Here is a 24,229-nt window from a genome sequence, read left to right as displayed (position 1 = left end):
GCCCCGGACCCCGCCCGCGCCACCATCGGGAAGGCCGTGTTCGGGCTTCTCGATCGTCGCGGGCGGTGACCCGCCGGACCGGGGGGCTCTGCCGCTGGCGCGACCTGCGGCAGGTCGGGTCGACCGTCAGGTGGCGCGGGCCAGGGTGACACCGAAGAGGCCGTCCGGGTCGGTCCAGAAGCGCTCGCCGGTGAACCCGGCCGTCGCCAGCTCCGCCGCGATCCGCTCCGGGCGGAACTTCGCCGAGATCTCGGTCCGCAACTCCTCGCCCTCGGCGAAGGCGACGTCCAGGTCGAGCACCCGGACCCGCATCGGGCGCTGGGCGCGCAGCCGCATCTCGATCCACTCCTGCTCGGCGTCCCAGAGCGCCACGTGGGTGAACGCCTCCGGCACGAAGTCCGCGCCCAGCTCCCGGTTGACCACCCGCAACACGTTGCGGTTGAACTCGGCGGTCACCCCGGCGGCGTCGTCGTAGGCGGGTACCAGCACGCCGGGGTCCTTGACCAGGTCGGTGCCGACCAGCAGCCAGTCCCCCTCCTCCAGCGCCGCGCGCATGGCGGCCAGGAAACCGGCCCGCTCGTCGGGCAACAGGTTGCCGATGGTCCCGCCGAGGAAGACCACCAGCCGCCGGCCGCCCGGGGGCAACCGGTCCAGGTGCCGGGTGAAGTCCGCGACGATGCCGCGTACCCGTAGCCCCGGGTAGTCCGTCGCGATCTGCTCGGTGGACCCCCGCAGCGCGCTCACCGACACGTCCAGCGGCACGAAGGTGCCCAACCCGCCGCGCCGGGTGAACGCGTCCAGCAGCAGGCGGGTCTTCTCCGAGGAACCCGAGCCCAGCTCGATCAGCGTCTTCACGCCGGTCAGCCCGGCGATCTCGACGGCCCGCTCAACCAGCACCGTCCGCTCGGCCCGGGTCGGGTAGTACTCCGGCAGCCGGGTGATCTCCTCGAACAGCTCACTGCCCCGGGCGTCGTAGAACCACTTCGGTGGCAACCACTTCGGGTCGGCGGTCAGTCCGACCCGTACGTCCTCCCGCAGGCCACGGCCGAGGTCCTGCTCCTTCAGGTAGATCTCCAATGGCTCCGCGCTCATGAGGTGTCCCTTCCGTCGGCCGAGATGTCCCTGACTTCACCACCGCCCGTGGCCGGGGGTGACCCCAGCGCGGCGGCGCCACGGCGTCAGGCGCCCCACAGGGCACGCGCGCGCACCACGGTCGGGGTCGCCACCACCACCTGCCCGTCCGGCACCGGTCGCCAGCCCGGGTCGTCGTCGTGCGGCTCGGAGGCCAGCACCACCGCGCCCGGGGTGGCGCGGACCGACAACGCGTGCCCGACGGCGGTGCCCACCACGGTCCGGCCGTCGGTGAGCAGCAGGTTCAGCCGGGACCCGGGGGCTGCCCTCGCCACCTCGACCACCGTCGCGGCGACCGCCTCCGCCGGGTCCACGCCGGCCCGGAGCCGGTGCCGCAGCAGCGCCCAGAGCAACGCGGAGTCGGTCGGCGCGTCGAGGGTGAGCAGGTCACGCACCGGCAGGGCGGCGGCCAGCGACACCACCGAATCCGGCCAGCCCCGGACCACCCCGTTGTGGCTGAACAGCCAGCGGCCCTCGGCGAACGGCGCTGCCGCGCACTCCTGCACCGCCATACCGACGGTAGCGGAACGGACCGCGGCCAGCACCGCCCCGGCCGTGGTGACCTCGGCCAGCGCCGGCAGGGTGCGGTCACCCCAGATCGGCCGGGCCCGCCGGTAACACACCGGGTCGTTCTCGCCCGGGTACCAGCCGACGCCGAAGCCGTCGGCGTTGATCGTGCCGCCGCCGCGCATGTCCCGCGGCTGCCACGACTGCCGTACCAGCGAGTGCGGCGGGTCGAACAGCAGGGCACGCAGATTGACCGGTGGCCCCAGGTAGGCCAGGTGCCGACACATCAGCGACCACCCCCGGTCACCCCTGCGCCTCCTCGGGTCGGGCGTCGCGGGCACAGCGGAAGCCGCTGAAGATCTGCCGCCGGATCGGGTAGTCCCAGTTGCGGAAGGTGCCCCGGCAGGCCGACCGGTCGGTGCCGAACGAGCCGCCCCGCAGCACCCGGTAGTCGTCGCCGAAGAAGACCTCGGAGTACTCCCGGTACGGGAAGGCGGTGAAGCCGGGGTGGCCGCGGAAGGTGGTCGAGGTCCACTCCCAGACGTCCCCGATCAGCTGGTGCGCCCCGAGCGGGGACGCCCCGGCCGGGTACGCCCCCACCGGCGCCGGCCAGAGGTGCCGCTGCCCCAGGTTCGCGTGGTCGGCGGTGGGGTCCTCGTCGCCCCACGGGTACCGCCGGGACCGACCGGTGATCGGATCCCAGCGGGCCGCCTTCTCCCACTCGGCCTCGGTGGGCAGCCGCCGGCCGGCCCAGGTCGCGAAGGCCTCCGCCTCGTGGAAGCAGACGTGCACCACCGGCTCGTCGGCGCGCACCGGCGACCAGCGGCCGAACCGCCGGTACGCCCAACCGTCCCCGTCCCGCCGCCAGTGCAGCGGCGCGGCGAGTCCGGCCTCGGTACGGTGACGCCAGCCGGCCGCACTCCACCAGCGCGGGTCGTCGTACCCGCCGTCGGCGATGAACTCGGCGTACCGGCCGTTGGTGACCGGCGCGGCGTCGATGACGTACGCGGGCAGGTCGACGGTGTGCGCGGGGCGCTCGTTGTCCAGCGCCCACGGGTCGGTGGAGGTGCCCATGGTGAACGGTCCGGCCGGCACCAGCACCTCGCCGCCGACCCGGGCGCGCGGCTCGGGTGGCGGCGGGGCGTCCAGCACGGCGGGACCGGAGCGCAGCTGGTGGGTGGCGAGCATGGTCTCGTCGTGCTGCTGCTCGTGCTGCACGACCATGCCGAAGGCGAACCCGTCGACGACCAGCGGACGGTCGGTGAAACGGACGCCGTCCAGCAGGTCGTACACCTTGTCGCGGACCGTCGCCAGGTAGGTGCGCGCCTCCGCCGGCTTGAGCAGCGGCAGCGCCGGCCGGTCCCTGCGGGGCTGCTTGAACGCGTCGTACAGGTCGTCGATGTCCCGCCGGACGGGTTCGCGGCCGCCCACGTCACGGACCAGCCACAGCTCCTCCTGGTTGCCGACGTGGGCCAGGTCCCAGACCAGCGGGGACATCAGTGGCGAGTGCTGACGCATCAGGTCGTCCTCGTCGACCACCTCGGTGAGCAGGGTGGTCCGGGCCCGGGTGCGGTCCAGTTCCGCCGCGATGCGGCTGCGCAGCCGTTCCGCCTCCGCGCCCGGTCGCTCGGTCGTGGTCACCGGTGCCCCCTCTCCGCGGCGGCACGTCGCCGCCGTATTCCGCTACGTGTCTGCTCGTGGGTCCGCGCCGGCAGGTCCAGTTCGGGCAGGGTGGCCAGGGCCAGGTCCAGCAGGGCTGCCGCCGCGGTCGCCACCGGCGGATCGGCCAGGCCGTGCCGGGCGGCGGCCTGCCAGCGGCCGGCTGCCGGCGCGGCGACGGCGTGGGCCGCACGGGCCGTCTCGGGCCGGGCGAGCAGCGCGGTCAGCACGGCCAGCGGGAGCCGCCAGTCGGTGCCGGGCTGGGCGTCCAGATAACGCACCTCCAGGTAGCCGCGGGGCCGCACGGGCGGGAAGAGGGTGCTGACGTGGTATTCCAGGTCGTCGGTGGTGGGTGGCCGGGCAAGCGCCCCGTCGATCCAGTCGGCGAAGGTCACCCCCGGCGGCGGCGTCCAGTCCGCGCCGTCCTGCCGCAGGCAGAGCAGCGGCGCGGTCAGGACGTACCGGGTCCAGGCCGCGACCGGGTCCTCGTCCGGCCGGTCCGGCGACCAGACCGGCCGGGTACGGGCCGGGTCGATCGCCAGCCAGGCCGCCATCCGCGCGGACGCCCACCCGGTGTGGTGTCCGGCGTGCCGGTCGGCGGTGGCGAAGGCGGCCACCAGCGGCGGACCGACCGCGTGCAGGGTCGCCCAGCGCAGCGCCAGGTCGGCCGGCTCCCCCGCGTCGAGGCAGACCTGCAGGCCGGCGGTGCTGTACATCATGGTCCGTCCGGCCGGGCCCCGGCGGTCGAAGACGCAGCGCATGGCCCGGTAGCGGGCGGTCTCCAGCACCGGGCGGGGAGCCCGCCACGGGTCGATGCCGGTGCGGCCGAGGACCAGGCCCGCCCGCGCCAGCATGGCGGCCAGTTCGGCGATGTCGGCCTCGGTGGCCAGGATCAGCGCGGCGACCGAGGGGCGCGGCGCGCTGGACACCTCCACCTGCCCGCCGGGCTCCACGGTCACGCTGCTGCCGTGCCGGAGCGCCAGGGCGGGGCTGGTGCTGTCCAGGGTGAGGGGGCTGTGTCGCCCCAGCGCCGCCCGCAACCGCTCCCGGTCCACCGGCCGAGCGGGGTCGGTGGCGTCGTGCACGGTCCATTCCAGTTCGACGCCGGTGTGCACGGGCGGACCGGTCTTGAAGCAGATCCGGCCGATGTGCGCCGCGGCGGACCCCTGATCCCGCAGCACCGTCGTCCGCTCCAGTTCCGGCGACGTCACCACGAGATGTCCCCCTCCGACGCTCGGTCGCACCGCGACCACGGGCGGCCGGAGCGGCGCTCGACCGGCCCCTGTGGCCAGACCATGATTTGCCTAGCCGACCGTATCCGGTGAGGCGGACGGGACGAAACCTGTGTGAAGTCTTTTCGACTAGTCGTCCACGCCGGTCGGGTCGGCGGTGGGCGACTGTGACGCGGAGGCGCCGCTGTCGAGCAGCCGCTGGCAGTACGCCTCCACCCGGTCCGCGCCGCCGGCCGCCGCGACGAGATCGACGAAAGCCGGAGTGGTCAGGATCTTCTCCCGTTGCCGTGCCGACTTGGCGAGGTACGCGCGGCACTGGCCCCGGAACCGGGGATCGCCGGCCGGGACGCCCGGGCTGGCGGAGGCACTCGGACCAACCGGCAGGGCCGGCGTGCCCGTCGGGGTCGGCTGTCCGGAGGTGGCGCCCGGAGAGGGGACGCCGACGGGCGTGGCGGTGGGTACGGCGGTCGCGGACCCGCCGGCCGGGGTGGTCGGTCCGCCGCTGTCGCCGCCGTCGGCGGGAACGGCTGCCGGCTCGGGCAGCGACGCGGGCGGGCCGGCCGGCGGTTGCGGGTCGGCCGGCCGGTCGCGGGTCACGGCGGCGAAGGCGACGCCCGCGGCGGCGAGCGTCACGATGCCGGCGACCCACGTCACCAGGCCTGTGGTGATGCCACGCCGACGGCGGGGTGGGTCGGCGGCCGGCCCGGCGGCGCGGGCGGACCGGAACGCCGCGAGCGCCGCCTCCTCTCCGGCCATCTCGGCGGGACGGGACGGGGCCGCGGCGGCGTGGAGCAGGCGGGCGAGCGGATCGGCGTCGCCGGCCGCTGGGGCCGCGGCGGCGTCGAGCAGCCGCTCGGCCTCGGCCCGGTCCACGGGACGGCCGGAGCGGTCGGAGCGGCGGAAGTCCATCCAGTGTCCCCTCACGTCATCCGTCCGCCGGCTCGGCGCGGGCGTCGGGCGCCCGTTGGCCGCGTCGGGGCAGTGGCGGGGTGGCCGGCTGCTCGGCCTCCGCCGGCCGGGACGCGTCCTGCCGGTCCAGCAGCGCGGCCAGCCGACGCAGTCCCCGGTGCGCGGCGGTTCGGACCGCACCCGCCCGCCGCCCGAGCACCCGCCCGGCCGTCTCGGCGTCCAGCCCGACCACCGCCCGCAGCAGCACCGCCTCCGCCTCACGGGGTGGCAGTGTGGCGATGAGCGCCAGCGCCGCCTCGGTCCCGATGGTCTCACCGGCCCGTTCGGCCGTGTCGAGGTCACCGGCCATCTCGCTCAGCGCCTGCACCGGCACCGGCACCGTGGGGCGGCGTCGCTGGCGGCGAAGGTGGTCCATGGCCCGGTTGCGGGCGATGGTGACCGTCCACGCGCGGAACTCGCCACCGGTGAAGCGGGGCAGGTCCCGGGAGATCTGCAACCAGGTCTCCGACGCGACGTCCTCGGCGTCCGGCCCGACGAGCACGGTGAGGTAACGCAACAGACCCGGCTGGAGGCTGCGGTAGAGATAGCGGAAGGCGCCCTCATCACCGGCCTGCGCGGCGGCCACCGCCTCGGTCAGCTCACCGGTCATGCGTCCGCCGTTCCCGCCGCCCAGCCCGTGGCCACGCCCCGAGGAGGCACGTCGTCGCACCTCCGGCCCGGCAACCGGACCCGTCGCGCACCATCAGCCCCCCGCTGACCCGGATCGCGCCCGTACCGGCAGGCCCGGGCGGCATGTCTGTACCCCCGCCGCGGCGGTACGGCCGTCGGCGCGGATGCCGTACCGGCACCGTGGGCCGGCCAGGGTCGGGCTAACGCTAGGAGCGGATCGGCGGGGGGACAAGCCGAGGACGCGTCCCGACGCAGTGAGAAATGTCTACCTCCGTCGGCGGCGAGTCGACGTAACACGGACGGGCCGCCGGACGCTGCCGCGCGGCGGGCGGGGTGCCCGGGGAGGTCGTCGCGACCCAGCCTACGCACCCGCCCTCCCGGCATCGTGACGTGGCGTCAGGAGGTCGTCACCCAGCGGTTCGCGCGGGCCGTCGGCACCGGCGGTGGGCTGGTCCGCCCGACGGGACCCCCGGGTATCGCCGTGAGTCCTTCTCGCGACCTCTGGGTACGGTATTGAGGTGTTGTCATCGGAGGTCGTGCTCAGCGGTCGCTACCGCCTCGACGAACGTGTCGCCACCGGCGGCATGGGCGACGTCTGGCGTGCCACCGACCTCGTCCTGGGTCGCCGGGTCGCGGTGAAGGTGCTGCTGCCGGCGCTCGTCTCCGACCCCGACTTCATCGCCCGCTTCCGTGCCGAGGCACGGATCATGGCGGCGCTGCGCCATCCGGGCATCGTGCAGGTCTTCGACTGCGGCGAGGACCGCCTGGACGACGGTGGGCGGGCCGACTACCTCGTCATGGAGTTCGTCGACGGTGAGCCGCTGTCCCGACGGATCGAGACCGCCGGACACCTCGACGTCGAGGAGACCATGTCGATCGTGGCGCAGGCGGCCCAGGCGCTGCACGCCGCGCACGCCGGCGGCATCGTGCACCGGGACGTCAAGCCGAGCAACCTGCTGGTGCAGGAGGACGGCACCGTGGTCCTGGTGGACTTCGGCGTCGCCCGGTCGACCAACGTGACCAGCATCACCAGTACCAACGCGGTGCCGGGCACGGCGCTCTACATGGCCCCCGAGCAGGCCGCGGGGCGGCCCGTCTCCGGTGCCACCGACATCTACGCGCTGGGCGCGGTCACCTACTGCTGCCTGACCGGCACCCCGCCCTTCACCGGCGACAACCCCCTCCAGGTGGCGGTACGCCACCTGGACGACGAGCCGCCCGCGCTTCCGGCCGACATCCCGGCGTCGGTGCAGTCTCTGGTGGCCCGCGCGCTGGCCAAGGATCCGGCGGACCGGTTCGCCAGCGGCGCGGAGATGGCCGCGGCGGCCCAGACGGCGCTCGGCGACGACAGCGCCGCGCCGACCGCCCTGGTGGCCCCGGTGCCGGCTGCCGGCCGGACCAGCACCCGCAACGCCGTCCCGGCGCTTCCGGCGGCGACCGTGGCCGCACCTCGCCGGGGTCGGGGCCGGCGAGGTTCCCTGGCCGGGGCGCTGGCCGCGGTGCTGGTCGCGCTCACCGCGCTCGGCGCCGCGCTGGGTGCCACCAAGGACGCCGGCGACCGGGCCACCGACATCAAGAGCACGCCGACCAGTGCCGTGCCGAGCGGCCCGGCGCACCTGCCGGTCGTCGCCGAGGAGAGCGAGAGCCGCCAGCCGAGCCGGCCCGACCGCGACGGAAACCAGGGCACCCGGCCGTCGCCCACGCCGAGCGTGAGCCCGTCGCCCCAGCCGTCCGGCTCGCCCGAGGCGTCGCCCTCGGGCACGCCGTCGCCCACGCCCCCCGCGCCGACCAGCACGGGGCCGGCCCAGCCACCGCCCACCACCGGCGCCGCGGACCCGCCGCCCACCACGACACCGCCGGCCGGGGATCCACCGCCCGCCGGCAACTGACCGTTGTCGCCTGATCGCTGACACGAGCAGAAAACGCGTTAGCGCTAAATGGGACAAACATCGACATAGGATGTCTACGCTGCGACAGGACCATCGGATTCTGTCGCAGGAGCCAGCGTGGGCACTGAGAAACTCGTCGTCATCGGTCAGGGGTACGTCGGCCTGCCGCTCGCGATGCGCGCCGTCGAGGCGGGCCTGGACGTGGTCGGGCTCGACGTGGACGCCGACCGGGTCAAGCAGCTCGCCACCGGTCGGTCGTTCGTCGAGGACATCCCGGTCGCCCGGCTCGGCCGGGCACTGGCCAGCGGCAGGTACCGGCCGAGCACCGAGTACGCCGACGCGGAGGGCTTCGACATCTGCGTCATCACCGTCCCCACCCCACTGCGCGACGGGGCACCGGACCTCAGCTACGTCGAGCACGCCGGCCGTGGCATCGGCTCGTACGTGCGCCCCGGCTGCACCGTGGTGCTGGAGTCCACCACCTACCCGGGTACCACGGAGGAGCTGCTGCGGCCCCTGCTGGAGGCGGCGAGCGGGCTGCGCAGCCCCGGCGACTTCCACCTCGGCTACAGTCCGGAGCGGATCGACCCGGGCAACCGGACCTGGCGGTTGGAGAACACCCCGAAGGTGGTCTCCGGGGTGGACGCGGAGTCGCTGCGCCGGGTCGACGGCTTCTACCGGCGGCTGGTGGAGCGCACGGTGCCGGTCGACTCGACCCGGGTGGCCGAGCTGACCAAGCTGATCGAGAACACCTTCCGCCAGGTCAACATCGCCCTGATCAACGAGCTGGCGGTGGTGTCGCACCACCTCGGCATCGACGTGTGGCAGGCGATCGACGCCGCCGCGTCCAAGCCGTTCGGCTTCATGTCGTTCCGGCCCGGACCCGGCGTCGGCGGGCACTGCCTGCCGATCGACCCCTGTTACCTCTCCTGGCAGGTCAAGCGCACCCTCGGGCGGCGGTTCCGGTTCATCGAGCTGGCCGACGACATCAACCACCAGATGCCCGAGCACGTCGCCCAGCGGGTGACGGCCGGGCTCAACCGGCACGGCCGGTCGGTCAACGGCGCCCGCCTGCTGTTGCTCGGGCTGGCCTACAAGCGCAACACCGGGGACATGCGTGACTCCCCCGCCGTCGACGTGGTACGGCAACTGCGGGCGCTCGGCGCCGAGATCCGGGCGGTCGAGCCGTACGCCGAACCGGGCCAGATTCCCGCCGGGGTGCTGGTGGTCGACCTGACCGAACAGGAGATCGCCCAGGCGGACGCGGTGGTGGTGGTGACCGACCACGACTGCTTCGACTATGACCTGGTGGCCCGGCACGCCCGGTACGTCTTCGACAGTCGCAACCGGTGCCGGGGCGCGGTGGTGGAGCGGCTCTGATCCGGTCGACGCGGTTGACGGCGCCTCCGGCGGGGTACGGACCCGGGCATGACCCTTCCGCACGCCGGCACCGAGAACGTCGCCGACCCCGGCTCGATCGACCCGGACACGATGGCCGAGCCCGACACGGGTGAGCCGGGCGACCTGGACGCCGACCACCAACGGCTGGCCCGCGACCGGTTCGCCGAGCCGCACACCGACGGGGTGCCCAGCGTTGCCGAGTCGTCCGGCAGCCCGGTCGGCCCGCCGGACTGAGCTGACCGTCCGGAAGCCCGCCCGGGTGGGTCAGAGCAGCGCGCGCATCCGGTCGATCTCGACGGCCTGCTCGGTGGCGACCGAGTTGGCGAACTCGTTGAGCTGCTGGTCCGCGCCCACGCCGAGCAGGTCCGTGGCCATGGTCACCGCACCCTGGTGGTGCTCGGTCATCATCCGCACGAAGAGCCGGTCGAAGTCGGCGCCCCGGGCGGCGGCGAGCCGGCGGACCGCCTCGGGCGACTGCATGCCACGCATCGTGCCGTGGTCGTGGCCGGGTACCTCCGCCGAGAGGCCACGGGAGTCGAGCCAGCCGCGCATCATGCCGATCTCCGGACCCTGGGCACCCCTGATCCGCTCGGCGATCGCCTTGATCCCCGGGCTGGCGGCCCGGTCCGGTACGAGCTGGGCCATCTCCAGGGCCTGCTCGTGGTGCGGGATCATCATCCGGACGAACCAGACGTCGAGGGAGTTGTAGTGGGGCGGCGCGGTGGCGCGGACCTCGTGCGCGGGACGGGCGGCGGCGGACTCGCCGGGGCGGCCGGGCACGATGACCGGGGGCCCGTCGACCGACGCCGGGGGCGGTGACACGACGGCGGTCGACCCGGCGCTCACGGCGGCGCGCCGGTCGGTGGGGCGCAGCGTGAAGCCCAGCGCCGCCAGCAGCACGGCCGAGAGTGTGACGACGAGCAGGATCCGTCCACGTCGGGCGGTCATGCGGGTTCCCCCTCCGGTCGAGGTCACGCCGATCGTATCCATTGACGACAGTCCCAAAGTGTGACCCGACTCACATCGACGATCCTCGTCGGATAGTAGGGTGTCGAGCATCATCACCCCCTGCCCGAAGGGCTCTGCCGATGATCAGTCTCACCCTCCACCGACGACGGCGGCTGCGGATCCTCAGCGTCGTCGCCACCGGCCTGCTGGCGGCCAGCCTCACCACCGCCCCTGCCAGCAGCGCGGCCGCGACGCCCGACGCGGAGGCGGTCACCGCGGTCGCCGCCGCGCCGGCCACGAACGACCCCGGCCTCGGCGTCGACGAGATCTCCAGCAGCCCCAACCTGCGCCAGATCGCCAACCTGCCCAAGCAGGCGCCGTTCGACACCGCGAGCGCCCTCGGCACCGACATCGCCTTCCAGGGGCGGTACGCCTTCGCCGGCAACTACAACGGATTCGTCATCTACGACATCGGCAGGCCCAGCGCCCCGAAGATCGTGTCGCAGGTGCTCTGCCCCGGCTCGCAGAACGACATCTCCGTCTACGGCAACCTGCTCTTCCTGTCCACCGACTCCTCCCGCAGCGACGACTCCTGCAACAGCACCTCGCAGTCGGCCGCCAAGAAGGAGTCCTGGGAGGGCATCAAGGTCTTCGACATCAGCGACAAGACCGCGCCGCGCTACATCAAGTCGGTGGAGACCGCCTGCGGCTCGCACACCCACACCCTCGTCCCCGGCAAGGACCGCAAGACGGTTTACCTGTACGTCTCGTCGTACAGTCCGCGGGACGAATTCCCGGACTGCCAGCCGCCGCACGACTCCATCTCCATCGTCAAGGTGCCGCTGAAGAAGCCCACCGACGCCGCCGTGGTGGCCACCCCGAACCTCTTCCCCGACGACGGCGGGTACGAGGGCGTTCCCGGGAAGGCCTCGGCGACCACCGGATGCCACGACATCACCGCGTACCCGGCGAAGGACATCGCCGCCGGCGCCTGCATGGGCGACGGCATCCTGCTGGACATCCGCGACCGCGAGGCGCCCCGGGTGATCAACCGGGTGCGGGACACGGTGAACTTCGCGTTCTGGCACTCGGCCACGTTCAACAACGCCGGCACCAAGGTGGTCTTCACCGACGAGCTCGGCGGCGGCAGCGCGGCCACCTGCAACGAGGCCGTCGGCCCGAACCGCGGCGCGAACGCCGTCTACGACATCACCGGCCGCGGCGACGCCCGCAAGATGCTCTTCCGCAGCTACTACAAGATCCCGCGCACCAACGGCGACACCGAGAACTGCGTGGCGCACAACGGCTCGCTGATCCCTGTGCTCGGCCGCGACATCATGGTGCAGGCCTGGTACCAGGGTGGCGTCTCGGTGTGGGACTTCACCGACTCGGCCAAGCCGAAGGAGATCGCGTACTGGGAGCGGGGCCCGCTGTCGGAAACCCAGCTCACCACCGCCGGCTCCTGGTCGGCGTACTACTACAACGGGCACATCTACTCCAGTGACATCCAGAAGGGCCTGGACGTGCTGGAGCTGAACGACTGGCGGACCTGGTCGGCCCACCTGGTCCGGGTCAAGGAACTGAACGTGCAGACCCAGGCCGGCTACCTCAGCTGGTAGGGGCTGCCGCCTGACGACGGCCCGGTCCCCGCGCGGGGGCCGGGCCGACGCGCGTCAGGTGGGGATGCGGGCCAACTGCCTCTCGATCGTCGCCTCGGACAGCTGCGGACGCCCACCCGGTCGGCCCACCGTCGCCCCGGCGGCGGCGACGGCCCGGCGGGCCAACGACCGCCGGGGCGCGCCGGCCAACAGTCCGGCGGTCAGCCCGGCCACGAAGGCGTCCCCCGCGCCCGTGGTGTCGACCGTCGGCGTGTCGCTCAGCGGGACGAAGAGGTCGGCGTCGGGCCAGGCGAAGGCGTTGCCGACCCCGTGGACCTCGACGGCGACCAGCGACGGGCCCTGCCCGAGCAGTTCCCGGGCGGCCCGCCGGCCGTCGGCGGCGTCCGCCGGGCGACCGCCGGTGAGCAGTTCGGTCTCCGTCGCGTCGGTACGCAGCACATCGGCGAGCACCAGCAGTTCCGCGGCGCGGGACGGGTCCTCGGGCGCGCCGTCCAGGACGACCAGCCGGCCGGCCTGGCGGGCGATGCGGGCGGCGGCCAGCGCCGCCTCGCGCGGCTGCTGCAACTGCACCAGCACCGCCCGGGCTGCCCGCAACCGGTCGGCGGCCCCGCGCACGTCCTCGGCGGTGAGCAGGGTCGGCTCGGGCAGGTCCTGCACGTAGCGCCAGTTCCCGTCGGCGTCGACGAGGTCGACGATCAGACCGGTCGGGGTGTCCGGCCGGCGGACCACGGCAGACACGTCGACCCCGTCGGCCCGGGCCCGGGCCAGCAACCGCTCGGCGATCTCGTCGTCGCCGACCACGCCCAGCAGGCCGACGCCGACACCGAGCTGGGCCAGTCCCACCGCCTGGTTGGCGCCCTTGCCGCCGAGCAGCTCCCGCCGGTGCCGTACCGCCGCCGTGCCCGAGGCCGCGGGCACGGCGTCCACCTGGAGCACCAGGTCCCGGGCGATCTGCCCCACCACCATCACGTCCGGTCCCGCCATGGGGCCCCTACTACCCACCTCCGGGCCGGGCATGTCGACGCGCCCATGACGCGATCCCGCACACCGGCTCAGGCTCCCATCTCGGCTTCGTACGCGGAGCGGAGCCGGGCGCGGGCGGCCGGGGCGAGGCACACGTGCCACGCCTGCCCCTCGTCGACCACGTTCAGTTCACCGGCGGCCTGACGGGCGAGCAGGATCTCGGCGAGGGTGTCCCGGGCGCCGAAGCGGGTGAACCAGCTCATCTCCAGATCGACGGCCCAGCCCAGACAGTGGCCGCTGGGCACCATCGCCGTGTACCCGAGGCGGCGTAGCTGGTACTGGTGCTCGGCGCTGCGGACCAGGCTGGTGACCCAGAGCGGCGGGGTGCCCGCCGGGGTGGCCCGGTCGAACTCCCGGGCGACGTCGTTGAGGAGTGCGACGATCTCACGGCGGGCCCGGCGGAACCGCACTCCGGCGGTGTGCGGGGTGGCGTCGGGCCGAAGCCGACGGCGGACCGCCCGCGCCCCCCGGCCGAGCAGCGTGCCGGGCTGCTCCTGGTAGCGGAAGGCGAGCAACCCCCGCCGCCGCAGCCATTCCAGGTCCACCAGGTCGGGGTGGGTGTTGACCTGCTCGTCGGTGAGGAGGGTGGGAACGTCGCGCCACCACATGACGTCGACGCGGGACAGCAGGAAGATCCGGACCAGGTCGGTGAGGTCGCTAGCCGAATTGCGGTGGTTCGGTTGGTAACGGGCCATCTCCAGCAGCAGCGTCTCACGGGCGCCGACCAAGCCCTGCGGGGTGGCGTCGAGCACGGCGGCGATCGCCGGTTCGCGCATCCGCTGGTCGAGCAGGACCTGGCGGGCCGGGGTGGCGGGAGCGTCGGCCAGCGCCGCGACCTCGGCCAGCAGGTCGGCCACCGCCTCGCGGTAGGCGTCGAGGTCGGGCAGGACGCGGGCGACCGCGCGGGCCGGCGAGAGGGACCGGTGCTCCGGGGCCGGCGAGGTGACGGACGGCTCGTGTCCTGAGCTGCGGCTGGGCACGCGCATGGGACTGGCCCTCTCCCTCTACGGCAAGGCGTGGTGACTCTGAAACACACCGTAAGCACACAGAAGGACAAAGGAATAAGAACTGCGCTTATATACCCTCAAGTACGACTCATCGCCTGCGCCCGGGCGTACGACAGGAGCGTCGGGTCGGCCTCGATACCCGTACGCGCCGCCGCGGCGGTGGGGACCGCGGTCACCGGCCGATCGTCGCACGGCGACGGTACGGCCGACGCCGACGCGCAGGGTCCAGGCCAACGGCGCGGCCGACGTACCCGGGGGCCGAACCTGCCGTAGACCAACGTCAGCGGTCAGGAAGGCCGGCGCCCAGCGGGCTGACCGTACGGGTGTCTGCGTCGTAGCTGCGGGCGGCGACGAACTCGCCCGACGGCCGGTCCACACAGGTCAGGGCACGGGCGAGCCGCCGGTCGTGGTCCCGGAAGCGCAGCGCGAGGCTCAGGTGCGGAATCCACCGGCCGGGAGCGTGCCACGGATTCTGCCCGCCGGTGCGGGCGAGCACCTCGTGGACGGCCTCGTGCAACGCCGTCAGCCGCGGGGTGGGCCGCACCAGCCAGACCAGCGGGGCGCTGCCGTCGAGCACCTCCACCCGGTCGAGGTGGACCGGCAGCGGCAGGGCGGCGTCGAAGAGGTCGGCCAGCCTTCCGGTGACGCCCGGCGGGAACCCGTCGACCGAGGCCATGGTCAGGTGCGGCCGGTTGGTGGGGTGGGGGTTGCGGGCCAGGCTCGGCAGGCCGGCGACGGCGAGCCGGTCCCAGGCGGCGCGCACCCTCTCCTCAAGCCGCGGGTCGCAGAGCAGTTCGACGGTGCGCACACGGGCAGGCTATCGGCGGGTGGACAGCCGGGCGACGCCCGGCGTCCGCTCTCCCCGACTAGAGCCAGCCGGCCTCGCGGGCGATCCGGACCGCCTCAGCCCGGTCGGCCGCCCCGAGTTTCTGCACGCACGCGCTCAGGTGGTTGCGCACCGTCCCCGGGGCGAGGTGGGTACGCCGGGCGATCACCGCGACCGGGCTGCCGTACCCGGCCAGCCGCAGGGTCTCCAGCTCCCGCGGGGTGAGCGGGCAGGGCGGCAGGGTCAGCGCGTCGGCGGCCAGGGCCGGGTCGACGTACCGGCCGCCGGCGTGTACCCGGCGGATGACGTCGGCGAGGGCGCCGCCCGGGGCGCCCTTGGCCAGGAAGCCGCGCGCCCCCGCGGCCAGCGCCCGACCCGGGTGTCCCGGGCGGCCGTGCCCGGTGAGGATGACCACCGCGCAGGGGGGCAGCGCGCGAGCCAACTCGGCCGCGAGTGCGATTCCGCCCGGCGGCGGCATCTCCAGGTCGACCACGGCCACGTCCGGCCGGTGTGCCCGGGCGGCGTCCAGGGCGCCCCGGCCGTCCCCCGCCTGGGCCACCACCTCGATGTCCCCCTCCAGCCCGAGCAGGGCGGCGAGGGCCTCGCGGATCAGCTCCTCGTCGTCGGCGAGCAGGACGCGGATCACCGGTGCGCCGGCACGGTGACCGCGAGGGTGAAGACCTCGTCCTCGCGCCGGGCACGCAGGCCGCCGCCCGCCGCCGCCAGCCGTTCGGCCAGTCCGCGCAGCCCGTGGCTGTGCCCGTCGGGTTTCCGGGCGTCGCCGACGCCGTCATTGCTCACCGTCATCGTCACCGCGCCGTCCTCCCGTACGATCTCGATCCGGCACCAGGCGGCCCGGCTGTGCCGCAGCACGTTCGTCGCCGCCTCACGCAGGACGGCGGCCAGTTCGGCGGCGGCCTCCGCGGGCAGCTCGCCGGCGGGCCGGTCCACGTGGCAGCGCACCCCGCAGGAACGCAGCACCTCGGTCACGGCGGCAAGCTGCTCGCCGAGGTCCACCGCGCGGTAGCCGTGCACCGCCGCCCGGACCCGGTGCAGCGCCGCGCCGGCGAGCCGCTGCACCTCGACGGCCTCCCGGCCGGCGCGCCCGGCGTCGACCGGCGCGAGCCGGGCGGCGAGTTCCGCCTTCAGCGCGATCACGGTGAGGTCGTGGCCGAGCAGGTCGTGCACGTCCCGGGCGAAGCGCAGCCGCTCCTCGGCGGCGGCCAGCCGGGCGCGGGCCTCCTGTCCCTGCCGGGCGGCGACGAGCAGGTCCCAGAACCACACCTGCACCCCGTTGACGGCCGCGACGCCGGCACCCACCCCGCCGGCGATCACCACGGCGGCGGAGGCCGAACCGCCGGTCCACCGGGCCACCGCGACCGCGACCGCGACGACCGCCGCCGCGGCGGCCAGCGCGGGGCGGGGACGCAGCAGCAGCGGCATCATCCCCACCAGTGACGCGCCGAGCCACGCCCAGGTGGGCCAGACGCCGGCCGCCACCGGACCGACCAGCGGCACGGTGGCCACGGCGGCGACGGCGAGGACGGTCTGGAGCCGGTGTCGCCGGCGCTGCCCCAGCCATGGGGTGACCGCCGCGTGCAGCACCGCGGCCTGCGCGGCGGCGAAGGCCACCAGGCCGGTCACGCCCAGCGCCAGGCGAAGCGGGTCCGGCTCCCGGGTCAGGCCGACGCCGGGCAGCAGCAGCGCGGAGCCCACGCTGACCACCAGCGAGGCCAGCGCCACCCGGCGGGCCCGGCCCAGCCGCCGGTCCGTGCCCGTCGCCCCCACCGTCACGTCCGCCGATCCTAGGGCCGGGCGGTACCGTCGTGCCTCCCGCCGACCGTCACGGGTCACCCGTGGATTCCACATGCCCGTGCCGTGACGGGCGCGCCTGTCGCCGCGCGCCGCCCGGCGGCAGGGTCGAGACATGTCCGAGACTCTTGTCGTACCCACGCCCCCGCCCGCTGCCCCGGACCGCCCCGGCCGCCGCCTGCTGCGGCACCTGGTCGGGATGGCCCTCGCCATGGTGGCGGGGATGCTGCTGCTCGAACCGCTCTGGCAGGCCGCCGGCGCGGCGCTCGAGTTCTCCGACGTCCTGGCCCGGCCGGCGGTCGCCGCCCTGGTCATGGCGACCGACATGTCGATCGGGATGGCGGTGTGGATGTGGCACCGGGGCCACCGCGCCCGGGCCACCGCCGAGATGGTCGCCGCGATGTACGTGCCGTACCTGCTGCTGTTCGTCCCGTTCGCCGCCGGGCTGCTCGACGGGAGCGCCCTGCTGCTCGGCGGCCACCTGCTGATGGTGCCGGCGATGGTCGTGGTGGCGGTCCGGCACCGGCACGCGCATCCGGTTCCGCCGCCTCGGCGTCCGGTCGTCGCGGCGCTGGTCGCCCGGTGGCCGGCCTGGCTGGCGCTGCTGATGACGGTCGACAACTGGTTCGACCCGGTGGTGCTGCCGCCGCTCAGCCTGCTCGTCCTCCCGCTGGGCTTCCTGGCGGCCGGCACGGCGCGCCGCAGCTGGCAGGACCGGGGGGCGGTGGCGGCCCAGCTGGCCGGCCTGGCCGGGTGGGGGACACTGGCGGCGCTGGCCGCCGTCGCCGACGACGGCCCGGCGCGCTGGCTGGTGGCCGGCGGCTGGCTGGCCCACGCCGCCTGGGACGCCGTGCACCACCGCCTGAACCGGGTGGTGCCCCGCGGGTACGCCGAGTGGTGCGGGGTCCTGGACACCGCCGTCGGGCTGACCATGGTGCTCGCCATCGTGGCCTGAACCTGGCGGGAACGACGGTTTGTGGGCGGTCGCCGCAGCGGGCCGGTCGGGGTGATGAAAAGCTTTGCCCATGAGTTCCGCACCAGAACCGACCCCCCGCACCTCCACCGGCCCCGACGAGGCGAGCGCCTTCGCGGACCTCGGGCTGCGCGCCGAGCTGCTCGGCGCGCTCGCCGCACTCGGCTACGAGGAGCCGACCCCGATCCAGCGGGAGGCGATCCCGCCGCTGCTGGCCGGTCAGGACCTGCTCGGCCAGGCCGCCACCGGCACCGGCAAGACGGCCGCGTTCGCGTTGCCGCTGCTGCAACGGATGCCGGACGCACGCAGCGGCGGGAACCCGGTGTCGCTGGTGCTGGTGCCCACCCGGGAGCTGGCGGTGCAGGTGTCGGAGGCATTCCACCGCTACGGCAAGGATCTGGGTACCCGGGTGTTGCCGATCTACGGCGGCCAACCGATCGGCCGGCAGCTCCGGGCGCTGGACATGGGCGTGGACGTGGTGGTGGCCACCCCCGGGCGGGCGCTGGACCACATCGCCCGGGGCACGCTGCGGCTGACCGACCTGACCACGGTGGTGCTCGACGAGGCCGACGAGATGCTCGACATGGGCTTCGCCGAGGACATCGAGGCGATCCTGGAGCACGCCCCCACGCAGCGGCAGACGGTGCTCTTCTCCGCCACCATGCCGTCCCGCATCGACGGCCTGGCCCGCCAGCACCTGACCGACCCGGTGCGGATCCAGATCGAGCGCGAACGGACGGTGGCCGGCGAGACGCCCCGGGTCCGGCAGAGCGCGTACATCGTGGCCCGGGCGCACAAGCCGGCCGCGTTGGGTCGGGTCCTCGACGTCGAGTCGCCCACCGCGGCGATCGTCTTCTGTCGCAGCCGGGAGGAGGTGGACCGGCTCACCGAGACGATGAACGGCCGTGGCTACCGGGCCGAGGCGCTGCACGGCGGGATGAGCCAGGAGCAGCGGGACCGGGTGATGGGCCGACTGCGCTCCGGCACCGCCGACCTGCTGGTCGCCACCGACGTGGCGGCCCGTGGGCTGGACGTCGAACAGCTCACCCACGTGGTCAACTACGACGTGCCGTCGGCGCCGGAGTCGTACGTGCACCGGATCGGCCGGGTCGGCCGGGCCGGCCGGGAGGGTGTGGCGATCACCCTCGCCGAACCGCGCGAGCACCGGATGCTCAAGACGATCGAGCGGGTGACCGGGCAGCGGATCGCGATCGACAAGATCCCGACGGTGGCCGACCTGCGGACCCGCCGACTGGAGCTGACCCAGGCGGCGCTGCGGGAGTCGCTGCTGGAGGACGACCTGGAGCCGTTCCGGGTGATCGTGGAGTCGCTGTCGGACGAGTTCGACATGATGGAGGTCGCGCTCGCGGCGGTGAAACTGGCCCACGAGGCGGCCCTGCCGGGCTCCGACGACGAGGAGGAGATCCCGCAGGTCGCGGTCCGACCGGCGCGCGAGACCCGACCGGGGCACGAGGGCCGCGGCGCCGAGCGCCGGCCGGGCCGTCCCCGCACCGGCGGCACGACCCAGGTCTTCATCGGCCTGGGCCGGCGCGCGGGCGTGCGCCCGCAGGATCTGGTGGGCGCGATCACCGGGGAGACCCGCATCGGCGGGCGGGACATCGGCTCGATCGAGATCGCCGACCGGTTCTCCCTGGTGGAGGTGCCGGCCGGGGTGGCCGACGAGGTGATCGCCGGGCTGCGCGGCAGCACCATCAAGGGCCGCAAGGCGACCGTACGCCGGGATCGTGACGGCGACGGCGGTGATGAGCGCCGGTTCGACGGCGGTGACCGGCGCGAGCGCCGGGGCCGGGAGTTCGACGGCGGCGACCGGCGGGACCGCTTCTGACCCCGACGCCCCCCGCCCGTGCCGGGCACGGACGGGGGACGTCGGTGTGCGTCAGGCCGCGCTGAGCGCCTGACCGCCGAGCGCGCCGGCGTCCACGTCGGCCGGGCGCAGCGCCAGGGCGAGCACGTCGGCGACGTCGGCGAGGGTGTGCACGGTCAGCGCCTCGCGGACCTCGGCGGGCAGGTCGTCGAGGTCCGGCTCGTTGCGCTTCGGGATGATCACCTCGGTGAGACCGGCCCGGTGGGCGGCGAGCAGCTTCTGCTTGACCCCACCGATGGGCAGCACCCGGCCGGAGAGGGTCACCTCGCCGGTCATCCCGAACTCGGGGCGTACCGGCCGACCGCTGGCCAGTGACGCCAGCGCGGTGACCATGGTGATGCCGGCGCTGGGCCCGTCCTTGGGCACCGCCCCCGCCGGCACGTGCAGGTGGATCCGCCGGCCGGCGAGGGCGTTCGGGTCGAGCCCGAGCCGCCGCCCGTTGGAGCGCAGGTACGACAGCGCGATGTGCGCGGACTCCTTCATCACGTCGCCGAGCTGTCCGGTGAGCGTGAGCCCCGGCTCGCCCTCCATGCTGGTCGCCTCGATGAAGAGAACGTCCCCGCCCGCGCCGGTGACGGCCAGGCCGGTGGCCACTCCCGGCACCGCGGTACGCTCCGCCGACTCCGGGGTGTGCTTGGGCCGGCCCAGGTAGCGGACCAGGTTGTCGGTGTCCACCCGCGCCGACGCGGGGTCGGTGGCCAGGGCGACCGCGACCTTGCGCATGATCTTCGCCAGGGCGCGCTCCAACTGCCGGACGCCGGCCTCCCGGGTGTACTCCCCCGCGATCCGCGCGAGGGCCGCGTCGTCGACCGTCACCTCGTCGGCGGTGAGCCCGGCCCGTTCCCGCTGCCGGGGCAGCAGGTGGTCCCGGGCGATGGCGACCTTCTCGTCCTCGGTGTAGCCGTCCAGGGCGACCAGCTCCATCCGGTCCAGCAGCGGGCCGGGAATGCTCTCCACCACGTTGGCGGTGGCCAGGAAGAGCACGTCGGACAGGTCGAGGTCGACCTCCAGGTAGTGGTCCCGGAAGGTGTGGTTCTGCGCCGGGTCGAGCACCTCCAGCAGGGCGGCGGCCGGGTCGCCGGCGTAGCCGACGGCCAGCTTGTCCACCTCGTCGAGGAGCACGACCGGGTTCATCGAGCCGGCCTCGCGCAGTGCGCGGACGATCCGGCCGGGCAGCGCGCCCACGTAGGTGCGCCGGTGGCCGCGGATCTCCGCCTCGTCGCGGACGCCGCCCAGGGAGAGCCGGACGAAGTTTCGACCCAGCGCCCGGGCGACGGACTCGCCGAGGCTGGTCTTGCCGACGCCGGGCGGGCCGGCGAGGGCGAGCACCGCGCCGGAGCCGCGCCCGCCGACCACGCCGAGGTTGCGTTCGGCGCGGCGGTTGCGGACCGCGAGGTACTCGAGGATGCGGTCCTTCACGTCGGCCAGGCCGGCGTGGTCGGCGTCGAGCACCGCGCGGGCCGCGACCAGGTCGGTGTTGTCCTCGGTACGGGTACCCCACGGCATCTCCAGCACCGTGTCGAGCCAGGTACGGATCCAGCCCGCCTCCGGGGAGGCGTCGCTGGAGCGTTCCAGCTTGTCGACCTCGCGCAGCGCCGCCTCGCGGACCTTGTCGGGCAGGTCGGCGGCCTCGACGCGGGCCCGGTAGTCGGCGGAGCCGTCGGGCTCGTCCTCGCCGAGCTCCTTGCGGATGGCGGCGAGCTGCTGGCGGAGCAGGAACTCCCGCTGGGACTTCTCCAGTCCTTCGCGGACGTCGGTGTTGATCCGCTCGGTGACCTCCTGCTCGGCCAGGTGGTCCTTCACCCAGCCGACCAGCAGTTCGAGCCGGGCGGTGACGTCGGGCGCGGCGAGCAGTTCGGTCTTCTGCGCCAGGCTGAGCCAGGGCGCGTAGCCGGCCGCGTCGGCCAGCTCGGAGAGGTCGGTCATCCGCTCCATCGCGTCGATGACCTGCCATGCCCCGCGCTGCTGGAGTACGGAGGTCATCAGCGCGCGGTACTCGCGGGCCAGTTCCCGGGCCCGGCCGGCCGGGGCGGGTTCGTCGAGCGGGGCCGCCTCGACCCAGAGGGCCGCGCCGGGGCCGGGCACGCCGGAGCCGATGCGGGCTCGGGCGAGGCCGCGGACCACGGCGGCCGGCTCGCCGTCGGGCAGTCGGCCCACCTTCTCGATGGTGGCGATCACGCCGACCGGGCCGTACTCGCCGTCGATGCGGGGCACGGCCAGGAGCTTCTGGTCGCCCGTGGCTCGGGCCGCGTCGACCGCGGCCTGGGTGGTCGGGTCGAGGGTCACCGGGATGACCATGCCGGGCAGCAGGACGGCGTCGGTCAGGGGAAGTACCGGAAGGGTTGCCATCGAACACCTGCTATCACGTTGAGTTGAGCGTGTCAGGCTCAAGTCACCCGGGGTTTCCCTTGTTCCTGACTGTGACCCAGCACACCGTCGTGCGGCCCCCGGACGGCCGAAGCACACCCGGGCGTTGCGGCCACCGCGGCCCGACGGCCACTCGGTCGCCGATCGGAACGGAAAGCCGAAACGGAGGACGGCGACACTGCCGCGCGAACTGCGCGCGCCCATCCGTCGAGACGCGGCGGGCGCGCCACCTGCCGACACAGCGACCGCGCCCGGAGCATTGGCCGACACGCGGTTTTCCCACGATTGCGCGACTCACCAAATGAAAGCGACGCATATTGTTGCGGATTTGCCGTGGGATAGGTCAAACTCTTAGCCACACCCCGCCCGACACAGGGAGTAATGGCGATGGCAAGGAAAGTAATCACCGTTCTGACCGACGACCTCGACGGCGGAAAGGCCGATCGGACGGTCGAGTTCAGCTTGGACGGAGTGGCATACACCATCGACCTCTCCGACGAGAACGCGGGGGTCCTTCGCAAGGCGTTGGACCCGTACATCACCGCTGGCCGGCGGCTTGGCCGGGGCACCGTGGACGCCGGCCGGCCGGCTCGCCGCCCGGGTCGCGCCGCCGTCTCCGGAATGGACCGCGAGCAGAACCGGGCCATCCGGGAATGGGCCGTCAAGAACGGCTACGAGATTTCCGAGCGTGGGCGCATCCCGGTCAACGTCGTGGAGGCGTGGAAGAACCGCTGACGGTCACCGGCGAGTTACCGTCCGCCGCGCCGGGATCACGCTGGGAAATCAGCGCCGGTCCCGGCGCTTTCGTGCTGTGCGTAATTCCGCCGGACGTCGGCCGGGCCGGACGTTCCCGCTTCCGGCGGTCCGCCGACGGTGCGCGGGAGGGTCGTGACGGCGTCGACCGACGCACGGGATCCGAGCCGGCGCGCGTGAACGCCTGCGGGCCGCCCGGACATCGGTCCGAGCGGCCCGCAGGCTCACGTGAGCCGGTCAGTTGACCTGGATCCGCACCACGTCGAAGGCCGGGGTCTGGTTGGCCCGCTCCATCATCGGCACCCGGTGCGAGCCGTCACCGGCCCACACCGCGCACTGCGCGGTGCCGTTCTGCGGCAGACCCGGCACCTGGATCACCACCTCGTCGGCCTGGCCACCGCCGCGGCCGTCCTCGGTCGCGACGAAGAAGGCCGGCACCGCCTCCGGGTTCGTCGGCGCGGAGTTCGTGCTCTGCAGCATGCGGCAGGCGGTGTGGAAGTGCCCACGGGTGAGGCCCTGGCCATTGAGGACCGAGCTCTCCAGGTAGTAGCCGCCCTGGCCGGCGGCGAGGAACCGGTCCCGGACCAGGTTGCGGGTGGAGACCCGCAGGGTGAACGCCTGGTTGCGGCGGACCTGGTTCGGGAACTGCGTGATCAGCAGGGAGGGGTTGTTGGCCGCCGCGCCGACCTCACCGAACGCGGTGCTCACGCAGCGGTTGCCGTTCTGGAAACCGTCGTGCGGCTGGAGCCGGCTGTTGCCGCAGTCCTTGGCGAGGACCCCGAGCGCGTTGCCGTTGTTCCCGTTGTTGTTCTGGCCGCCGTTGTTGTTGCCGCCGTTGTTGTTGCCGCCGTTCTGGCCGCCGTTGTTGGCGCCGCCGTTGTTGGCGTTGCCCTGGGCGGCGACGGTGCAGGTGGCAAGCTGGTCGAGGCCCTGCGGCCGCTGCGCCACCCGGCCGATCGCGATCGCGATCCGGTCCAGAACCGCGGCCCGCTTGCCGGCCAGCGGGCCCAGAATGGCGTTGTTGATGAAGCCCTGCCCCTTGTTGCCCTCGGCGGCCAGGCGCCTGTTCGCCTCGTCGATCTGCGTCTTCAGCAGGGCCAGGTTCCGGTCGACCTCGTTGCGGGCCTGCGCGGGAATCTGCGGCAGCCGGCTGGTCACGTCCGGGCAGGACACCCCGGAGGCGAGGGTCGTCACCGGAGCGCTGCCGGCCTTCACCGACTGGCACTCGGCGACCGACATCTGGCCGTCACCCCAGTGGTTGCGCACCCAGCGGCCGTTCTGCCAGGTCTGCGTGGTGCTGGTCCGGCCACCCGGAGAGGTGGCGCCGGGGCTCGGCTGCACACAGTTCGACGACACCGTGCGGGTGTTCGCCGACTGCCGGCGCTCGCCAGCCGACGAGATCTGGGTCACGGCGGCGATACCACCGAAGACCGCGAGCGCGCCGACCGCCGCGAGCAGTCGCTTGCTCCGTGCGCTGCCGGCAGACCGGCGCGCCCCTGAGGTCCTGCGCATCGAATTGCTCTCCTTCTCGATCCGGTACTGACTCGTGATCCCGTCGGGCGACGGAATGCGGGGTGGGTCACCCCGTCAGGATCACTGCGACGTTCCGGTCGCACGTC

Annotated in this window: 21 protein-coding genes; 7 read left to right on the top strand and 14 right to left on the bottom strand. The window is 74.0% G+C overall.

Annotation, left to right across the window (positions count from 1 at the left end; translation table 11 throughout):
- Positions 1 to 126 precede the first annotated feature (126 nt).
- The 6 genes from egtD to E1165_RS03975 all read right to left on the bottom strand — a co-directional run bounded on the left by egtD (position 127) and on the right by E1165_RS03975 (position 6,087).
- Complete coding sequence (gene egtD, locus E1165_RS04000; RefSeq protein WP_132387789.1) at positions 127 to 1,092, bottom strand: L-histidine N(alpha)-methyltransferase; 966 nt, start codon at positions 1,090 to 1,092, stop codon at positions 127 to 129.
- Between the two features lie 86 nt (positions 1,093 to 1,178).
- Positions 1,179 to 1,925, bottom strand: a complete 747-nt coding sequence (gene egtC / locus E1165_RS03995) for an ergothioneine biosynthesis protein EgtC (protein WP_132387787.1) — start codon at positions 1,923 to 1,925, stop codon at positions 1,179 to 1,181.
- A 16-nt stretch (positions 1,926 to 1,941) separates the two neighbouring features.
- Positions 1,942 to 3,279, bottom strand: a complete 1,338-nt coding sequence (gene egtB, locus E1165_RS03990) for an ergothioneine biosynthesis protein EgtB (protein WP_132387785.1) — start codon at positions 3,277 to 3,279, stop codon at positions 1,942 to 1,944.
- Entirely contained in the window at positions 3,276 to 4,511 is a 1,236-nt protein-coding gene (egtA, locus tag E1165_RS03985) for an ergothioneine biosynthesis glutamate--cysteine ligase EgtA (protein WP_132387783.1), read from the bottom strand. The genes egtB and egtA overlap by 4 nt, the downstream gene beginning before the upstream one ends.
- A gap of 147 nt (positions 4,512 to 4,658) precedes the next feature.
- Positions 4,659 to 5,453, bottom strand: coding sequence for a hypothetical protein (locus E1165_RS03980; RefSeq protein ID WP_243704581.1), 795 nt, complete (start codon positions 5,451 to 5,453; stop codon positions 4,659 to 4,661).
- A gap of 1 nt (position 5,454) precedes the next feature.
- Positions 5,455 to 6,087 carry an RNA polymerase sigma factor gene (locus E1165_RS03975; RefSeq protein WP_132387781.1) on the bottom strand — a complete coding sequence of 211 codons (633 nt, stop codon included), beginning with the start codon at positions 6,085 to 6,087 and terminating at the stop codon, positions 5,455 to 5,457.
- A 538-nt stretch (positions 6,088 to 6,625) separates the two neighbouring features.
- On the opposite strand from E1165_RS03975, the gene E1165_RS03970 reads away from it, so the two are divergent.
- The 3 genes from E1165_RS03970 to E1165_RS03960 all read left to right on the top strand — a co-directional run bounded on the left by E1165_RS03970 (position 6,626) and on the right by E1165_RS03960 (position 9,631).
- Entirely contained in the window at positions 6,626 to 7,996 is a 1,371-nt protein-coding gene (locus E1165_RS03970) for a serine/threonine-protein kinase (protein WP_132387779.1), read from the top strand.
- Between the two features lie 117 nt (positions 7,997 to 8,113).
- Positions 8,114 to 9,376, top strand: a complete 1,263-nt coding sequence (locus E1165_RS03965; RefSeq protein ID WP_132387777.1) for a nucleotide sugar dehydrogenase — start codon at positions 8,114 to 8,116, stop codon at positions 9,374 to 9,376.
- Between the two features lie 48 nt (positions 9,377 to 9,424).
- Complete coding sequence (locus E1165_RS03960) at positions 9,425 to 9,631, top strand: hypothetical protein (RefSeq protein WP_132387775.1); 207 nt, start codon at positions 9,425 to 9,427, stop codon at positions 9,629 to 9,631.
- A 30-nt stretch (positions 9,632 to 9,661) separates the two neighbouring features.
- On the opposite strand, the gene E1165_RS03955 is transcribed toward E1165_RS03960, so the two are convergent.
- Positions 9,662 to 10,345: a DUF305 domain-containing protein gene (locus E1165_RS03955; RefSeq protein WP_132387773.1), complete on the bottom strand. Its 684-nt coding sequence runs from the start codon at positions 10,343 to 10,345 to the stop codon at positions 9,662 to 9,664.
- Positions 10,346 to 10,485: 140 nt separating this feature from the next.
- On the opposite strand from E1165_RS03955, the gene E1165_RS03950 reads away from it, so the two are divergent.
- A complete protein-coding gene (locus tag E1165_RS03950) occupies positions 10,486 to 11,964 on the top strand; it encodes an LVIVD repeat-containing protein (protein ID WP_132387771.1) in 1,479 nt (492 codons plus the stop codon).
- Between the two features lie 54 nt (positions 11,965 to 12,018).
- Here E1165_RS03950 and E1165_RS03945 read toward each other — a convergent pair whose 3' ends face one another.
- The 5 genes from E1165_RS03945 to E1165_RS03925 all read right to left on the bottom strand — a co-directional run bounded on the left by E1165_RS03945 (position 12,019) and on the right by E1165_RS03925 (position 16,614).
- Entirely contained in the window at positions 12,019 to 12,948 is a 930-nt protein-coding gene (locus E1165_RS03945; RefSeq protein WP_132387769.1) for a PfkB family carbohydrate kinase, read from the bottom strand.
- A gap of 68 nt (positions 12,949 to 13,016) precedes the next feature.
- A complete protein-coding gene (locus tag E1165_RS03940; RefSeq protein ID WP_132387767.1) occupies positions 13,017 to 13,973 on the bottom strand; it encodes a hypothetical protein in 957 nt (318 codons plus the stop codon).
- A 301-nt stretch (positions 13,974 to 14,274) separates the two neighbouring features.
- Positions 14,275 to 14,802, bottom strand: a complete 528-nt coding sequence (locus E1165_RS03935) for a 2'-5' RNA ligase family protein (RefSeq protein ID WP_132387765.1) — start codon at positions 14,800 to 14,802, stop codon at positions 14,275 to 14,277.
- A 58-nt stretch (positions 14,803 to 14,860) separates the two neighbouring features.
- Positions 14,861 to 15,466 carry a response regulator gene (locus tag E1165_RS03930; RefSeq protein ID WP_132387763.1) on the bottom strand — a complete coding sequence of 202 codons (606 nt, stop codon included), beginning with the start codon at positions 15,464 to 15,466 and terminating at the stop codon, positions 14,861 to 14,863.
- Positions 15,463 to 16,614, bottom strand: coding sequence for a sensor histidine kinase (locus E1165_RS03925; RefSeq protein ID WP_243704580.1), 1,152 nt, complete (start codon positions 16,612 to 16,614; stop codon positions 15,463 to 15,465). The genes E1165_RS03930 and E1165_RS03925 overlap by 4 nt, the downstream gene beginning before the upstream one ends.
- Positions 16,615 to 16,747: 133 nt before the next feature.
- On the opposite strand from E1165_RS03925, the gene E1165_RS03920 reads away from it, so the two are divergent.
- Together E1165_RS03920 and E1165_RS03915 are read left to right on the top strand one after the other, a co-directional pair.
- Entirely contained in the window at positions 16,748 to 17,587 is an 840-nt protein-coding gene (locus E1165_RS03920; RefSeq protein WP_243704579.1) for a hypothetical protein, read from the top strand.
- Between the two features lie 70 nt (positions 17,588 to 17,657).
- Positions 17,658 to 19,451, top strand: coding sequence for a DEAD/DEAH box helicase (locus E1165_RS03915; RefSeq protein WP_132387759.1), 1,794 nt, complete (start codon positions 17,658 to 17,660; stop codon positions 19,449 to 19,451).
- Between the two features lie 51 nt (positions 19,452 to 19,502).
- Here E1165_RS03915 and lon read toward each other — a convergent pair whose 3' ends face one another.
- Positions 19,503 to 21,839, bottom strand: a complete 2,337-nt coding sequence (gene lon, locus E1165_RS03910; protein WP_132387757.1) for an endopeptidase La — start codon at positions 21,837 to 21,839, stop codon at positions 19,503 to 19,505.
- 405 nt (positions 21,840 to 22,244) lie between these two features.
- Here lon and E1165_RS03905 point away from each other — a divergent pair, with 405 nt between their 5' ends.
- Entirely contained in the window at positions 22,245 to 22,592 is a 348-nt protein-coding gene (locus E1165_RS03905; RefSeq protein WP_132387755.1) for an Lsr2 family protein, read from the top strand.
- 255 nt (positions 22,593 to 22,847) lie between these two features.
- Here the strand turns inward: E1165_RS03905 and E1165_RS03900 are convergent, their stop codons facing one another.
- Positions 22,848 to 24,122 carry a hypothetical protein gene (locus tag E1165_RS03900; protein ID WP_132387753.1) on the bottom strand — a complete coding sequence of 425 codons (1,275 nt, stop codon included), beginning with the start codon at positions 24,120 to 24,122 and terminating at the stop codon, positions 22,848 to 22,850.
- Positions 24,123 to 24,229 lie beyond the last annotated feature (107 nt).

The sequence above is a fragment of the Micromonospora sp. KC723 genome (genome assembly GCF_004348595.1).
Classification (GTDB): domain Bacteria; phylum Actinomycetota; class Actinomycetes; order Mycobacteriales; family Micromonosporaceae; genus Micromonospora.
The sequence above is the reverse complement of the archived record's forward strand: the minus strand, read 5'-3'. Positions and strand labels throughout refer to the sequence as shown.